Annotated in this window: 17 protein-coding genes; 10 read left to right on the top strand and 7 right to left on the bottom strand. The window is 34.1% G+C overall.

What is annotated here, in order from left to right; genetic code table 11:
- Positions 1 to 194 precede the first annotated feature (194 nt).
- Complete coding sequence (locus ITJ86_RS02820; RefSeq protein ID WP_195870078.1) at positions 195 to 881, top strand: response regulator transcription factor; 687 nt, start codon at positions 195 to 197, stop codon at positions 879 to 881.
- Entirely contained in the window at positions 881 to 1,924 is a 1,044-nt protein-coding gene (locus ITJ86_RS02815; RefSeq protein WP_195870077.1) for a sensor histidine kinase, read from the top strand. Before ITJ86_RS02820 ends, ITJ86_RS02815 begins: the two co-directional genes overlap by 1 nt.
- Here the strand turns inward: ITJ86_RS02815 and ITJ86_RS02810 are convergent.
- Positions 1,907 to 2,935, bottom strand: coding sequence for a glycosyltransferase (locus ITJ86_RS02810; RefSeq protein ID WP_317190610.1), 1,029 nt, complete (start codon positions 2,933 to 2,935; stop codon positions 1,907 to 1,909). The genes ITJ86_RS02815 and ITJ86_RS02810 overlap by 18 nt on opposite strands.
- Before the next feature lie 126 nt (positions 2,936 to 3,061).
- On the opposite strand from ITJ86_RS02810, the gene trmB reads away from it, so the two are divergent.
- From trmB to ITJ86_RS02775, 7 genes are all read left to right on the top strand, one after another.
- Positions 3,062 to 3,736: a tRNA (guanosine(46)-N7)-methyltransferase TrmB gene (trmB, locus tag ITJ86_RS02805; RefSeq protein WP_195870075.1), complete on the top strand. Its 675-nt coding sequence runs from the start codon at positions 3,062 to 3,064 to the stop codon at positions 3,734 to 3,736.
- A gap of 3 nt (positions 3,737 to 3,739) precedes the next feature.
- Positions 3,740 to 4,369, top strand: coding sequence for a LysE family transporter (locus ITJ86_RS02800; RefSeq protein ID WP_195870074.1), 630 nt, complete (start codon positions 3,740 to 3,742; stop codon positions 4,367 to 4,369).
- Complete coding sequence (locus ITJ86_RS02795) at positions 4,370 to 4,699, top strand: MGMT family protein (protein WP_195870073.1); 330 nt, start codon at positions 4,370 to 4,372, stop codon at positions 4,697 to 4,699.
- A gap of 156 nt (positions 4,700 to 4,855) precedes the next feature.
- The gene (locus ITJ86_RS02790) at positions 4,856 to 5,992 is read left to right on the top strand and encodes an Mrp/NBP35 family ATP-binding protein (RefSeq protein WP_195870072.1); all 1,137 of its coding nucleotides are present in this window, start codon (positions 4,856 to 4,858) and stop codon (positions 5,990 to 5,992) included.
- Positions 5,993 to 6,050: 58 nt separating this feature from the next.
- Positions 6,051 to 6,293, top strand: coding sequence for a NifU family protein (locus ITJ86_RS02785; protein ID WP_195870071.1), 243 nt, complete (start codon positions 6,051 to 6,053; stop codon positions 6,291 to 6,293).
- Between the two features lie 62 nt (positions 6,294 to 6,355).
- On the top strand, positions 6,356 to 7,417 hold the full coding sequence (locus ITJ86_RS02780) for an NAD(P)/FAD-dependent oxidoreductase (RefSeq protein WP_195870070.1): 1,062 nt from the start codon (positions 6,356 to 6,358) through the stop codon (positions 7,415 to 7,417).
- A 135-nt stretch (positions 7,418 to 7,552) separates the two neighbouring features.
- Complete coding sequence (locus tag ITJ86_RS02775; protein WP_195870069.1) at positions 7,553 to 7,885, top strand: 2Fe-2S iron-sulfur cluster-binding family protein; 333 nt, start codon at positions 7,553 to 7,555, stop codon at positions 7,883 to 7,885.
- Between the two features lie 32 nt (positions 7,886 to 7,917).
- On the opposite strand, the gene ITJ86_RS02770 is transcribed toward ITJ86_RS02775, so the two are convergent.
- From ITJ86_RS02770 to ITJ86_RS02745, 6 genes are all read right to left on the bottom strand, one after another.
- Positions 7,918 to 8,388 (bottom strand): hypothetical protein, encoded by a 471-nt coding sequence (locus ITJ86_RS02770; RefSeq protein ID WP_195870068.1) that lies wholly within the window; start codon positions 8,386 to 8,388, stop codon positions 7,918 to 7,920.
- 5 nt (positions 8,389 to 8,393) lie between these two features.
- Positions 8,394 to 9,290, bottom strand: a complete 897-nt coding sequence (locus ITJ86_RS02765) for a metallophosphoesterase family protein (RefSeq protein ID WP_195870174.1) — start codon at positions 9,288 to 9,290, stop codon at positions 8,394 to 8,396.
- A gap of 122 nt (positions 9,291 to 9,412) precedes the next feature.
- Positions 9,413 to 10,591, bottom strand: coding sequence for an acyl-CoA dehydrogenase family protein (locus ITJ86_RS02760; RefSeq protein ID WP_195870067.1), 1,179 nt, complete (start codon positions 10,589 to 10,591; stop codon positions 9,413 to 9,415).
- Positions 10,592 to 10,702: 111 nt separating this feature from the next.
- Positions 10,703 to 11,362 (bottom strand): tRNA1(Val) (adenine(37)-N6)-methyltransferase, encoded by a 660-nt coding sequence (locus tag ITJ86_RS02755; RefSeq protein ID WP_230080193.1) that lies wholly within the window; start codon positions 11,360 to 11,362, stop codon positions 10,703 to 10,705.
- A 56-nt stretch (positions 11,363 to 11,418) separates the two neighbouring features.
- On the bottom strand, positions 11,419 to 11,949 hold the full coding sequence (gene rimM, locus ITJ86_RS02750) for a ribosome maturation factor RimM (RefSeq protein ID WP_195870065.1): 531 nt from the start codon (positions 11,947 to 11,949) through the stop codon (positions 11,419 to 11,421).
- A gap of 178 nt (positions 11,950 to 12,127) precedes the next feature.
- Positions 12,128 to 12,640 (bottom strand): 30S ribosomal protein S16, encoded by a 513-nt coding sequence (locus tag ITJ86_RS02745; protein WP_195870064.1) that lies wholly within the window; start codon positions 12,638 to 12,640, stop codon positions 12,128 to 12,130.
- Between the two features lie 212 nt (positions 12,641 to 12,852).
- Here ITJ86_RS02745 and ITJ86_RS02740 point away from each other — a divergent pair, with 212 nt between their 5' ends.
- Entirely contained in the window at positions 12,853 to 14,067 is a 1,215-nt protein-coding gene (locus ITJ86_RS02740; protein WP_195870063.1) for a DUF6252 family protein, read from the top strand.
- The last annotated feature ends 304 nt before the right edge of the window (positions 14,068 to 14,371 follow it).

Genomic DNA, 14,371 nt, shown 5'->3' with positions numbered 1-14,371 from the left:
AACAAATGGTCAACTATAATAATCAGAATCGTTAATACTTGCCATTTTACAATATGATAACATCGTAAATTTCAGGTGTTTCTAATAGTCAAGATTTTATAATTTCAATGTTAGGTAATTGTTATCAATTTCAGAATTTTAGAAACATAACATAGATATAATTTATATTTACAATTATTTAAAACTTATTTCAATTGAAAAAGAAAGACATTAAGATATTATTGGTAGATGATGACTTAGATATTTTAGAAATCGTAGGGTTTAATTTATCTGCAGAAGGATATCAAGTTATTACAGGTGAAAATGGAGAAGAAGCTGTTAAATTAGCAAAAAAACATCAACCTCATTTAATTATTATTGATGTAATGATGCCTAAAATGGATGGTGTTGAAGCTTGTGAACGCATTAGAGAAGAACCGAGCTTAAGCGATACTATTATTACGTTTTTAACAGCAAGAGGTGAAGATTACTCTCAAGTAGCCGGCTTTGAGGCAGGAGCAGATGATTATATCGCTAAACCTATAAAACCAAAAGTTTTGATCAGTAAAGTAAAAGCCTTACTGCGACGCCTGAAACATTCTGAAGGTAGCGTTGATGCCGTAATGCAAATCGGTGATTTAACCATTTATAAAGAGGAATATAAAATTACAATTAAAGGTGAAGAAACGGCTTTACCTCGAAAAGAATTTGAATTGTTATCTTTGTTAGCAACCAAACCAGGAAAGGTATTTAAACGAGACGAAATTTTAGATAAAGTCTGGGGAAATGAAGTCGTTGTAGGCGGAAGAACCATTGATGTACACATTAGAAAACTTCGTGAAAAAATTGGAGATAAATCCTTTAAGACCGTAAAAGGTGTTGGTTACAAGTTTGTTGACTAATGCAAAATAATAGCCTTAAGAAATCTTATAAATTCGCATTGCGAACAGGATTGTATGTTACCTTGTTTACAACGTTTTTAGTTGGTGGTTTTCTACACTTATATGCTAAAGTTAGTTGGCACTTGCTGCTTTATTCTTTGGTCTGTTTCCCAATTTGTTTTGGGATTATTCAATATAGAGTTGAACGTTATATATACAGACGCGTTAAGAAAATATATGATGACTTAACACTTTTAGAATCTACAAGTTTAAGGCGACAACCCATTACCACAGATATGGGAACGCTAACAAAAGAAATTGATAAATACGCCAAAAACAATAAATTTGAAATTGAAACTCTAAAAATTAGAGAAGAGTATCGAAAAGAATTTATTGGTAATGTCTCCCATGAATTAAAAACCCCTTTGTTTACTGTTCAAAGCTATTTGCTAACACTACTAGATGGTGGTGTTGAAGACGAAAAAATAAAGAAAAAATATTTAACTAGAGCAACAAAGGGAGTCGAGCGCTTAACCTATATTATTAAAGATTTAGACATGATTACCAAATTGGAAGTTGGTGATTTAAGATTGGAGAAGGAGAGTTTTGATATGGTTAAAGTGGTTCAAAATGTGTTTGATCTTTTTGAGATGAAATCTGCAAAAAAGAATATTACCTTAACTTTTGATATAGATTATCCCGAACCCATAATGGTTTATGCAGATAAAGAACGCATTCAGCAAGTTTTAACCAATCTCGTTGTGAACTCCATAAAATACGGACGCGAAAAAGGGACTACGGAAGTAAGCATAGAAAATCTTATAAAAAACAAAGCTATTATTAGAGTTACCGATAATGGTGAAGGGATTGCAAAAGCCAATCTTCAGCGTTTATTTGAGCGGTTCTATCGTGTAGATAAGAGTGGGTCACGAAAAGAAGGTGGTTCAGGTCTTGGCTTATCTATAGTAAAGCATATTATTGAAGCACACGAAGAAAAAATATATATCGAAAGCGAGTTAGGAGTTGGAAGTGAGTTTTCTTTTACACTAGAAAAGTCCAAATAGCTTCTTGTAATTTAATTCGTATTCTTTGGCAGTAAAACCGCTAAACTCATCAATTTCAGATAGCATATTAATGTCAAAATCATCTTGATTGCAATACGGAGCAATACTTTCAGCATGTAGTCTTTGAGCCAAATAGTTTTGTTCAAACTGTCCAGGGGTTGGTATAAAAAATGCTTTCTTTTCAAGTTTTTCCAAATCCATTATTGTTGTATAACCCGATCTGCTGAGTATAAGGTCGCTTTTATTGATGGCAATTTCAAGTTGATTACTCGTCATAAAGTTATAAATAACCACATTGTCAATAACCGTTTTGTGTTGCCTTGGTTCTACTTTTCCTTTTACAAAAAGGACACGTCCTTTATAGTGTTTTAATTCATTTAAAAGTTTTTCTTCTAAAAACGTACGTTGTGGTTCAGGTCCTGAAAGTAAAACAAGAAGATTGTATTCGGTTTCGACGTTTAGTTTTTTAAATCGAGATAAAGGTCCTAAGTATTTTACAGATGCCGTAAAGTTTTTAGGATGCCCTAATTCACCACTTAAATTAACAGCTCCCCTTTGATCTGGCACCCAACATTCAGTAAATTTCGAAATTATCTTTTGATGTAACTTACTACTTAACCATGTTGTATTTCCACTTAATACGCGCAATTGGTGCGTAATAAATACTGAAGGAATAGCTTTATGTCTTACTCCAAATCTATTATCTGAAATAATACCAGAAATGCTTTCTGTTTCAACTAAGGCCTTAATAACCTTTTTTTCGCGTTTAATAGTTTTTAATAGATGCGGTGAGTCTTTTAATAATTTAATTTTAAAGTCGTTTGCTTTTTTTGCATACGTAATATTATATGATGGTAATTCAAAGGTGCTTAGTCTTGGGAATTCTTTTTGTAATAACTCTAAGGCAATACCATCACTGGCAATGACAGGTTCAAACCCATTTACGATTAAAGCATTAATAATTGGAATACATCGTGTAGAATGCCCTAATCCCCAATTTAGTGGAGCCACCAATATCCTTTTTTTTGTATTCAACTTATAGCAATATTTCTAATTTGTAGATTAGGTTGTATTTAACAAAGGTAAACCTAAAATGTTTGCTTAATTTTACCGAATTATTAATAAATCTAAAATTTAGTGGGAAGTAAGAACAAACTCAAACGCTTTAAGGAAAATGAAACCTTTCATAATGTGTTTCAACCAACACGAGAAGAATTGGTAGATGCGACGTATAAACTAAAAGGAAAATGGAAGTCAGAAGTTTTTAAAAACAACAATCCATTGGTTTTAGAATTAGGTTGTGGTAAAGGGGAATATACCGTGGGTTTAGCAAAACGTAATGCTGATAAAAATTATGTAGGTATAGATATTAAAGGAGCTCGATTTTGGCGAGGAGCTAAAACAGCGATTGAAGAAGGGATTCCAAACGCAGCGTTTATAAGAACACAGATTGAACTTGTAGATCGTGTTTTTAGCGAAAATGAAGTTGATGAAATATGGATTACATTTCCAGATCCGCAAATAAAATACCAGCGCACAAAACACCGAATGACCAATTTGCAGTTTTTAGAGCGTTATAAAAAAGTTTTAAAACCAGGTGGTTTAATGCACTTAAAAACGGATAGTGAATTTATGCATGGTTACACGCTTGGCTTACTACATGGATTAGGTTTAGAAGTGTTATACGCTAACCATAACGTATATAGATTAGAAGGCAGTCCAGAAGAAGTTACTGAAATTCAAACCTTTTACGAAAGTCAGTATTTGGAAAAAGACAAAGCAATTACGTATATTAGATTCAAAATCAACTAAAACTTGAGTATAACAGTCATTTTTTTTCTTGGTCTAATAGTAGCGATGATTGGTGTTATTCCACCAGGATTGTTGAATATGACAGCCGCAAGAATTAGCCTAAAGGAAGGAGCTGCGCGTGGAATTATGTTTTCTACAGGTGTTTGTATTGTAGTTTACATTCAAACGTATTTGGCTGCGATTTTTGCTAGATATTTGTCTAGTCATCCAGATATTGTAGAGATTTTAAGACGTGTAGCTTTCGTCATATTTGTATTAATAACCATATATTTTTTAGTCCTAGCATCTAAGGAAGAAGAAATAAAAAAGGAGACTGAAATAAAGAGTAAACATGGTAGGTTACTGCATGGAATGTTGTTGTCTGCGCTTAATATTTTTCCAATTCCGTATCAGGCTTATATGACCATTACTTTGGTGTCTTTTGGCTGGATGGATTTTCAGAAATTAAGTATCGTTACATACGTTACAGGTGCAGCAACCGGAACATTCGTTATGCTCTATTTTTATATTTTCTTTTTCGACAAGATTAAAGATCGAAGTTTTACGTCTCAAAAAAGTATGAATCTAAGTATTGGTGTTATTACCGGAATTGTTGCATTAATTACCTTTATTAATATCATAAGAGATTTCTAAATGCAACCAGAGACGCTTAGTTTTTTTGAAAAAGTATACGAGGTTGCTAAAAAAATTCCATACGGAAGAGTCACCAGTTATGGTGCTATAGCAAAATACTTAGGTGCAGGTAAAAGTGCCAGAATAGTAGGTTATGCTATGAATGGTTCTCACGGAAAAGATGTACCAGCACACAGAGTTGTGAACAGAAAAGGACTTTTAACAGGCAAGCATCATTTTGAAGGCACTAATCTCATGCAGCAGCTTCTAGAAAGTGAAGGAATTGAGGTTGTTGACCATCAAATTCAGAATTTAGAAGCGGTGTATTGGGACCCTGTAAAGGATCTTTAAAGATCTAAAATAAACTTCAAGCATCGTGCTTCATTCTTCTAGCTTTAATACTTATCTTTGCATTTAGAATTAATCTTAATAAGAATATAAATGTTGTCTGGTTGAGGGTAGTCGAAACCTATTCAGAAAAGACTTAATTGATATAATTAAAACCTTATGAAACTTAACAAACAAGATATCTTAAACGCACTTAAAACCATTACAGCACCTGGTGAAGGAGAAAATATGGTAGATAGTGGAGCCGTAACAAATGTTGTTACTTTTGCTGATGAGGTGATTGTAGATATTACCATAAAAAATCCAACACTTCAAGCACGTAAAAAAACTGAAGTGGAAATTTTACAAACCATCCACAAAGACGTTTACGAAAAAGCTAAAATAAAAGTCAACGTAAAAGTTGATGCACCTGCAGCAGCACCAAAAAATGAAATAAAAGGAAAAGCAATTCCAGGTATTCAAAATATTGTCGCTGTTGCTTCTGGTAAAGGAGGAGTGGGAAAATCTACGGTAACGGCAAATTTAGCGGTGACGTTATCTAAAATGGGTTTTAAAGTAGGGGTTTTAGATGCCGATATTTACGGACCATCTATTCCTATTATGTTCGATGTGGCTAACGAAAGACCATTATCTATAACAATTGATGGTAAATCTAAAATGAAGCCTGTAGAAAATTATGGTGTTAAAGTATTATCTATCGGGTTTTTTACAAAACCAGATCAAGCTGTTATTTGGAGAGGACCAATGGCATCTAAAGCTCTAAATCAAATGATTTTTGATGCTGCTTGGGGAGAATTAGATTTCTTACTAATAGATTTACCTCCAGGAACAGGTGATATTCACTTAAGTATTATGCAAGCGTTGCCAATTACGGGATCTATTGTAGTAAGTACACCACAAAATGTGGCTTTAGCAGATGCTAAAAAAGGTGTGGCTATGTTTCAGCAAGAAAGTATAAATGTGCCAGTTTTAGGTATTATTGAAAATATGGCTTACTTTACACCTGCAGAACTTCCAGAGAACAAGTACTATATATTTGGTAAAGAAGGAGCTAAGCATTTAGCTGAAGATTTAAAGGTCCCATTTTTAGGAGAAGTACCATTAATTCAAAGTATAAGAGAAGCCGGTGATTTGGGGAGACCAGCCGCTATGCAAACAGCAACACCAATTGAAGACGCTTTTGAAGCTATTACACGAGATGTTGTTCAACAAGTAGTGGATAGAAACGATGCATTACCTGCTACCGAAGCCATTAAAATTACAACAATGGCAGGTTGCTCTGCTGTTAAAAAATAATAATACATCCTGTTCCTATATGTTTGAAATAGGAAGGATGTGGAAAACAAGATTGAAAATGAACGCAAAGGATCTTAGATTAAACGTAGAAAAAGCATTGGATGAAATCCGTCCGTTTCTACAAAGCGATGGAGGTGATATTAATTTATTATCTATCGATGATAATAAGTTTGTAAAAGTAGAACTTGTAGGTGCCTGTACGTCTTGTAGTGTTAATCAGATGACCTTAAAATCTGGTGTAGAGATGACTATTAAGAAATATGCACCCCAAATCGAAAAAGTTATTAATGTTGAAAAATAGTATGACATTTATCACATTTCTATTGCAACAACATTAGTAGTTTTGTACTCAATTTTACATTCATGATTACAACAGATATACTTATTATTGGCGCAGGACCAACCGGACTTTTTACGGTTTTTGAGGCCGGACTTTTAAAATTAAAATGCCATTTAATTGATGCTTTACCACAACAAGGTGGTCAATGTACTGAGCTTTACCCTAAAAAACCTATTTACGATATTCCTGCTTATCCAGAAATTTTAGCTGGTGACTTAACGGAAAAATTGATGGAGCAATGTAAACAGTTTGAACCAGGTTTTACATTAGGAGAACGCGCAGAAACCATCGAAAAACAAGAGGACGGAAGTTTTATTGTAACCACTAATAAGGGTACAAAACACCAAGCTCCGGTAGTCGCCATTGCTGGTGGATTAGGAAGCTTTGAACCGCGAAAACCTTTAATTCATAATATCACCGATTTTGAAGATTCAGGTGTTGAGTATATGATTAAAGAACCTGAAATGTATCGTGGTAAAAAAGTCGTTATTGCAGGTGGAGGTGATTCTGCATTAGACTGGAGTATATTTTTATGTGATATTGCAGAAAGTGTAACTTTAATTCACAGAAGAAACGAGTTTAGAGGTCATTTAGATTCTGTTCAAAAAGTTCAAGAATTAAAAAATGAAGGTAAAATAAACTTGATTACTCCTGCTGAAGTTATTGGTATTGTTGGCGATGATAAGGTAAAAGCAGTTGTTGTTAAACAAGCGCAACACATAGAAAAAGAATTTGAATTAGAGTGCGACCATTTTATTCCATTATTTGGCTTATCTCCAAAGCTAGGACCTATTGCAAATTGGGGATTAGAGATAGAGAAAAATGCCATTAAAGTTAACAATGCATTAGATTACCAAACTAATATCCCAGGAATTTTCGCAATTGGTGATGTAAATACCTATCCAGGAAAATTAAAATTAATTTTATGTGGTTTTCATGAAGCGACATTGATGTGTCAGGCTGCATATAAAATAATCAATCCAGGTAAACGCTACGTTTTAAAATATACAACGGTTGCAGGTGTCAATGGGTTTGACGGATCACGAAAAGAAGCCCCAAAGGCAGTTGTAAAAGCATTTGAATAAGCAGGCCATTTTCTGTGCTAACTTAAATGTAAAAAGAAAATTAGATCTCTCAACATCAAAAACTTGTCAGGTTTCAATTAATAACTAATTTTACTTAAAAAATCTAAAAAAACAAATTCGGTGTTATAGTTAACTATGGAACAAGACATAAATATTACAATAATAGACAGAGAAGGAGTAAAGCATAACGTTGAAGCCCCAACTGATATGGCTATGAACCTTATGGAAATAGTGCGTTCTTATGAGCTAGCTCCAGAAGGTACTATTGGCGTTTGTGGAGGTATGGCCATGTGTGCTTCTTGTCAATGTTACGTTTTAAGTGATACCGAATTGCCAGAAATGCAAGACGATGAAGAAGCGATGTTGTCTGAAGCGTTTTATGTTAAAGACAATTCGCGCCTAGGATGCCAAATTCAAATGACACCAGATATGGAAGGTTTGGAAGTTGAGTTGGCGCCTGAGTCCTAAATTCCTGCGAACGCAGGAATCTCATAATTATCTCAACACGTATTCTCTTTTATAATAATTAATAATAGAAATAGAAGAATAACAGGTGTCGCTGATATAAAAGAAGTGTACCAACTGTAATAGCTTTCATATTTTAAATCTCCTATGTTTTCTTGATAAATTCCGTCAGAGAGTTCTATTTTAGAGCTACCAATAATTTGTCGTTTACTATATATCTGAAATCCTTCTTTTTTGGTGATTTTTTTAGATACTATCATTACAGCTTTGCAGATTAGTAATGTTATAAATGGCGAAAAAGTATAAACTAAACATTGGTAACCACAGAGATAATTCCAGTCAGTCAAAAGCATTACTATTCCAATTAGACCAATAATAAAAGAAATTTTAAGGTATTTCTTATATCTGTTTTTATCTTTCAAATCTTCAGTCAAAATTATTATAGGCATGTTCAAAACACCACAAATAATAATTATCATCCAGAAGTACATTTCTAACAGCTCCATATCGATTATTCCGTCTTATAATCAGCTAACTTTGTAGGTCCTTCCAATAAAAACCGATCAATCTTTAAGTTACCATCTTCTGAGGTTATAATTTGCCATTTAATTAGTGAAATGGCTCCATTTTCAATTTCTAAACCCGTAATACTTCGTGGGTGAACACAACTACCATCATTAAAATAAGCAATGTCACCAGGTTCTGGAAAACGTGGTCGGTGGGTATGGCCTACAACGGTAATTAAGTTGTTTCTTTCAATGATCCATTGTTTGGTTCTCTTTTCTATTTTAATGAGTTCGGTATAATTTTTAGCCGGACTTGTAGGATCTGCAATACCCATAACATTTAAAGGTTTCCACAACACACGAACCATAAATCGGCTCCATTTCCAAAATAAAAAATTCCACCAATCCGCTTGATGACCATGGGTTAAGAATAATTGTTGATTGGTTTCAGTATGTTCTAAAACAATAGCTTCATGATATTTAATATCGCAGAATAAATCTTCATCATTACCGGTTTTAGGGTCAAAAAAAGTATTCAGATGTTTTTCTACATATTTAGGGTCACGATACACCATGTCATGGTTTCCCCAAATCATATGTAAACGCGCTTCATCATGAAACTGTTTCATTAGCATATACACATTTTTGTGTGCACTAAATATGGATTCAAAGGATAGATTTTCCCAAAGTTCATCGCCATCACCAAGTTCGCAATAGCTAAAGCCCTCCAAATAATAATGTCTTAGTGCATGATAATAAATGTTACGATTATTAGCAAAATCATCGGCAAAACTGTTATCACCTCTGTGACAATCGCTAAATAGTATGATTTTAGAGGTATCGTCAAACTTTAGGTGTTTGGCATTTTTATAAGCGCGATCTAATCTCGATTTTGAAGACATGTGTATTCTTTGTTCAACTAATTTAAACAAAAAATGCTTCCCAATAATGAGAAGCATTTTTTATGAATTCTAATTTATAACCATTAGGCTTTTAAAAAACATGAAAATATAGGTGTTAAACACTATTTAAAAGCATTTAAGCCTGTAATATCTAATCCTGTAATTAGTAAATGAATATCGTGAGTTCCTTCGTAAGTTATTACACTTTCAAGGTTCATCGAATGACGCATAATACTGTAGTCTCCAGATATTCCCATGCCTCCAAGCATTTGTCTCGCTTCGCGTGCAATGTTAATAGCCATTTCTACATTATTGCGTTTGGCCATAGATATTTGTGCTGAAGTTGCTGTACCATTTTCTCGCATTACCCCAAGTCTCCACGCTAATAATTGTGCTTTGGTGATTTCAGTAATCATTTCGGCGAGTTTCTTTTGTTGTAGCTGAAACTGACCTATTGGTTTTCCAAATTGCATACGTTCTTTACTGTAGCGTAAAGCTGTATCGTAGCAATCCATGGCAGCACCAATAGCTCCCCAAGCAATACCAAAACGCGCTGAATCTAAACATCCTAATGGAGCTCCAAGTCCAGATTTGTTGGGTAATAAATTTTCTTTAGGCACTTTGACGTTATCAAAAATAAGCTCGCCTGTAGCAGAGGCTCTTAATGACCATTTATTATGTGTTTCAGGGGTTGAAAAACCTTCCATACCACGTTCTACAATAAGTCCGTGTATACGTCCTTCTTCATTTTTAGCCCAAACTACGGCAACATCACAAAACGGAGCATTAGAAATCCACATTTTTGCGCCATTTAAAAGATAATGGTCTCCCATATCCTTAAAGTTCGTCACCATACCTCCTGGATTAGAACCATGATCGGGTTCAGTTAGCCCAAAAGATCCTATCCATTCTCCAGATGCTAATTTTGGTAGGTATTTATTCCGTTGTTCTTCGTTACCGTATTTCCAAATAGGATACATCACAAGTGACGATTGTACAGAAGCCGTACTACGAACTCCAGAATCTCCACGTTCAATTTCTTGCATTATTAAACCATACGAAATTTGATCTAAACCTGCTCCTCCATATTCTTCAGGTATGTATGGACCAAAAGCTCCAATCTCTGCTAAACCTTTTACAATTTGAGTTGGAAACTCTGCTTTTTGAGCATACTCTTCAATAATAGGAGAGACGTCGCGTTTTACCCATTCTCTAGCGGCATCACGCACTAATTTGTGCTCTTCAGTCAATAATTCGTCAAGGTTGTAATAATCTGGTGCTTCGAATAAATCTGGTTTCATTCTAATGTTGTTATTTATAGCTTCTAATTTTGAGAATTTGCCAAAATTGAAGCGGTTATTTTATAAGTTTAACAAAAGTAACGAAAACGTTAGCATTGCCCAACAATAGAATTACATTTTCAGATAAAAATCTTTGGTAAGATTAATATAGTCTTCAGTGTATTGATGACGTGATGTTTCTATGACTAATTCAGCGGTTTTAACGTCGGTATCTTCAAATGAAAACTCTAATAAACTTCGCTTAATTTCAGAATCAGGGTGGCCTTTAACACGAAGTATACGATTAGGGTTTAAACCTACTGTTGACGCTAAATCAATAAGATTGGCTTCTTCTTTATGTGGAATTACTATTGAAAATATTCCGTTTTCAGATAGTAAATTAACAGCAGCAAAAATGAGATGTTTAAAAGGCATGGCATCGTTAAAACGTGCTAAATCTCTAGACTTATTTTCCGTTTTGTAATCTTCAGAATAAAACGGAGGATTGCAAATAATGAGGTCGAATTCGTCATTTACGGCTTCTACATATTCTAACAATGAGGCATGAAAACAATACAAACGATCGTTCCAAGGAGAGTCTTCAAAGTTTTCTGCACACTGTTCAAACGCATCGTCGTCTATTTCAATAGCTTCAATAGTTTCTGCGTGACTTCGTTGTGCAATCATTAAAGATAAAACACCAGTTCCTGCTCCAATATCTAAAACCGAAAAAGGCTTATGGTCTACAGAAGTCCATGCACCAAGGAGAACACTGTCTGTGCCAATTTTCATAGCGCAACGGTCTTGGTTAATTGAGAATTGTTTGAATTTAAAAGGAACACCGCTCATTATGCTTCAAGATATAGATCTATTAAACCTTCAGGCGTATCAACTTCTATGGTCTTGTTTTTTCGATCTACTTTAACAATAAATTCGTCATTCATAGGGATCAGTATTTCAATTCCGTCTCGGTCTATTTCAAAAAGTGCTTGGGCAGTGGAGTCATTGATTGCTGTAATAATCCCAACATGTCCAAAGTTTTGATCTTTGATTGCATAACCTATAACTTCATGAAAATAAAATTTATCACCCTCAAGTTTTGGTAGCAATTCTAATGGTAAGTATAATTCTGTTTTTATTAAAGCATCAGCATCGGCTTCAGAATCTACATCTTCAAATTTTATACGCAACAAATCCGATTTATGTAATTGGGACGATTCAATAAAGAATGGTACTAAATTACCTCTAAGATCTAAAAAAACAGCATCTAGATCATCATATAAGTCGGGTTCATCTGTATCTAGTTTTGCAAGAAGCTCTCCTTTAAAGCTATATTTCGATACAATTTTCCCTAAATAAAAACAGTCTTCTTTTTTCATTACAAATCTTTGATTTGTTGTTCCCGTAAAAACGGGAATCTTTTTAATGTTAATTCTAATATATTGGGCAGATTCCCACCTTCGTGTGAATTATTTAATAAACCCCTTTAGCGGCTTTATTAAATAAAAAAACCCAGACTAAAAATAGTCTGGGTTAAAAGTATAAAAAAATAATTTTTTATTCTTCTTCGTTAGCTGCTGTTTCTTCAGTTGCAACATCTTCTGCTACTTCTTCTTCAACAACTGGTGCAGCTGCAGCGATACGTGCTTCGTTTACTGCTTTTTCTGCTTCATGTGCTTTAGCTTTAGCTTCAGCATCTGCTTTAGATAAACCTTCAGTTTTTGCTTCAACCTTAGCTGCTTTTTCTTCTAACCAAGCATTGAATTTTTCTTCTGCTTGCTCTTCAGTAAGTGCTCCTTTTCTAACTCCACCAGCTAAGTGATTTTTTAGCATAGCTCCTTTATAAGATAAAATAGCTTTTGCAGTGTCAGTTGGTTGTGCACCGTTTTGCAACCATTGTACAGCTCCGTCAACATCTAATTCGATAGTTGCAGGATTTGTGTTTGGGTTGTAAGCACCTAATTTTTCTAGGTATTTACCATCTCTTTTAGCGCGCGAATCCGCTGCTACGATCCAGTAATAAGGTTTTCCTTTTTTACCGTGTCTTTGTAATCTAATTTTTACAGGCATAATAATTAATTAGTGAGGTTCTCGACCTCTGTTATTAATGAGGGCGCAAAGATACTATTATTTTTTGTAATCTGGTGAAATAAATTACTTTAACTTGTAATAAGTTCAGTTTCTCTAAAAGAAAAATCAGTGTGGCACTCATTATTAAAAATTATTATACTTTTGACATTCGTGTTTCGTTATATTTGGAGCATAGATAAAAGATATTTTAAATGATGAAAAAACTAATCCTCTTATCTCTTGTTTTTTTAACTATTTTTAGCTGTGGTGATGAAGTAAAGTTTAATACACCTGCTTTTCAAGGAGATCGCGAAAATCAACTTTGGAGAGCTTCGGGCTTTACTGCTAGTATTGGAGCTAATGGCTTTTTAACCATTACAGGTACAAAAAATGCAGAATCCGTTAAGCTTACAGTGCCTTCTGTAATCGAGTCCACTTTTATTGTCGGTGACATAGATATTATCGAAGCACAATATATTGATGCCTTAGGAACAACATATTCTACGAATAATAAACCTGATGAAAGTGTTTCAATTTATCCTGAATTAGGTGAGGTTACTATTGAAGAAATAGATGTTGTTAATAACACATTTACAGGTACGTTTAGGTTTTTAGCTTTTGATGCTGCTGGATTAAATTCGGTGGGATTTACCAATGGTATCTTTTTTAAAGTGCCTTTGGTTTCAGGTGAGTTTCCAACAAACCCAATAACCTGTTTTGATGTAGAAACTGAAGCTGAAATTGCATTATTGGCTTATGAAGCTACTTTTGCTTCAGATTTAGATTTTGTAAATAGCGATGCATATCTGGCTGCTTGTAATGCTTATTCAAATGCATTAATCAATCAGCGCACCTATTGTGGTGATGCAAATGGCGCTTTGCAATCTATTATAGATGATTTGGGTGATTGCCAGATTTCTTGTGAGATTGCTGAGGCTAATGTTGTTGAAGCAAATTCACAATATGCAACGGCAACCATTGGTAATTATATTGATAAATGTGCACAGTACTTACTTTACTTGCAAGAGCAAATAGATATTTGTGGAGATGTGGATGGTAGTATTCAGGCTGAAATAGAAGGTTTAAATTGTAGTGATACCGATGGAGATAGCATTCCAGATGTTTTTGAAGATTTTAATGGAAATGGTGATCTTGAAGATGACGATATAGATAGTGATGGTGTTCCAAATTATTTAGATGATGACGATGATGGTGATGGCGTCTTAACACAATATGAATCTAAGGATGAAAACGGAAATCCAATGGATACAGATGGAGATGGTGACGTTGATTATCTAGATAATGACGATGATGGAGATGGTATTTTAACTATTGATGAAAATGCAGATCCAAATGGAGATGGAAACTCCGATGATGCCTTAGATACGGATGGTGATGGAGTTCCTGATTATTTACAGCCGAACTAGAAACAAATTATTAAAATATATAGAAGCGTTATTCAACTTGAATAGCGCTTTTTTTTGTTCCATAGAATAGTGTTTGAAGAAAAAAGTTGGGACCTCAACGGTATTGAAACTTAGTAGTTCAGAATTTTTTGAAACAACCACACCTAATAAGTTTTAAAAGTGAAAAATTATCAAAAGAAACACCGATTATTTCTATGTAAAACAGATGTTTCATATGAAGTCAGAATCAAGTCTAATTTCTCACATCTAACAGCAAAAGCGGACTAATATCATTTACAACCTTCACTATGTTAAAAACCTATAA

Source organism: Winogradskyella marina, from assembly GCF_015645385.1.
Taxonomy (GTDB): domain Bacteria; phylum Bacteroidota; class Bacteroidia; order Flavobacteriales; family Flavobacteriaceae; genus Winogradskyella; species Winogradskyella marina.
This window is presented reverse-complemented; position numbering and strand designations above follow the sequence as displayed.

What these genes read in the sequence shown, in the direction of transcription:
- ITJ86_RS02815 (WP_195870077.1), top strand. Translation starts at nt 881, where the DNA reads ATGCAAAATAATAGCCTTAAGAAATCTTATAAATTCGCATTGCGAACA.
- ITJ86_RS02795 (WP_195870073.1), top strand. Translation starts at nt 4,370, where the DNA reads ATGCAACCAGAGACGCTTAGTTTTTTTGAAAAAGTATACGAGGTTGCT.
- ITJ86_RS02790 (WP_195870072.1), top strand. Translation starts at nt 4,856, where the DNA reads ATGAAACTTAACAAACAAGATATCTTAAACGCACTTAAAACCATTACA.
- ITJ86_RS02785 (WP_195870071.1), top strand. Translation starts at nt 6,051, where the DNA reads ATGAACGCAAAGGATCTTAGATTAAACGTAGAAAAAGCATTGGATGAA.
- ITJ86_RS02780 (WP_195870070.1), top strand. Translation starts at nt 6,356, where the DNA reads ATGATTACAACAGATATACTTATTATTGGCGCAGGACCAACCGGACTT.
- ITJ86_RS02775 (WP_195870069.1), top strand. Translation starts at nt 7,553, where the DNA reads ATGGAACAAGACATAAATATTACAATAATAGACAGAGAAGGAGTAAAG.
- ITJ86_RS02770 (WP_195870068.1), bottom strand. Translation starts at nt 8,388, where the DNA reads ATGGAGCTGTTAGAAATGTACTTCTGGATGATAATTATTATTTGTGGT.
- ITJ86_RS02765 (WP_195870174.1), bottom strand. Translation starts at nt 9,290, where the DNA reads ATGTCTTCAAAATCGAGATTAGATCGCGCTTATAAAAATGCCAAACAC.
- ITJ86_RS02760 (WP_195870067.1), bottom strand. Translation starts at nt 10,591, where the DNA reads ATGAAACCAGATTTATTCGAAGCACCAGATTATTACAACCTTGACGAA.
- ITJ86_RS02755 (WP_230080193.1), bottom strand. Translation starts at nt 11,362, where the DNA reads ATGAAAATTGGCACAGACAGTGTTCTCCTTGGTGCATGGACTTCTGTA.
- rimM (WP_195870065.1), bottom strand. Translation starts at nt 11,949, where the DNA reads ATGAAAAAAGAAGACTGTTTTTATTTAGGGAAAATTGTATCGAAATAT.
- ITJ86_RS02745 (WP_195870064.1), bottom strand. Translation starts at nt 12,640, where the DNA reads ATGCCTGTAAAAATTAGATTACAAAGACACGGTAAAAAAGGAAAACCT.
- ITJ86_RS02740 (WP_195870063.1), top strand. Translation starts at nt 12,853, where the DNA reads ATGATGAAAAAACTAATCCTCTTATCTCTTGTTTTTTTAACTATTTTT.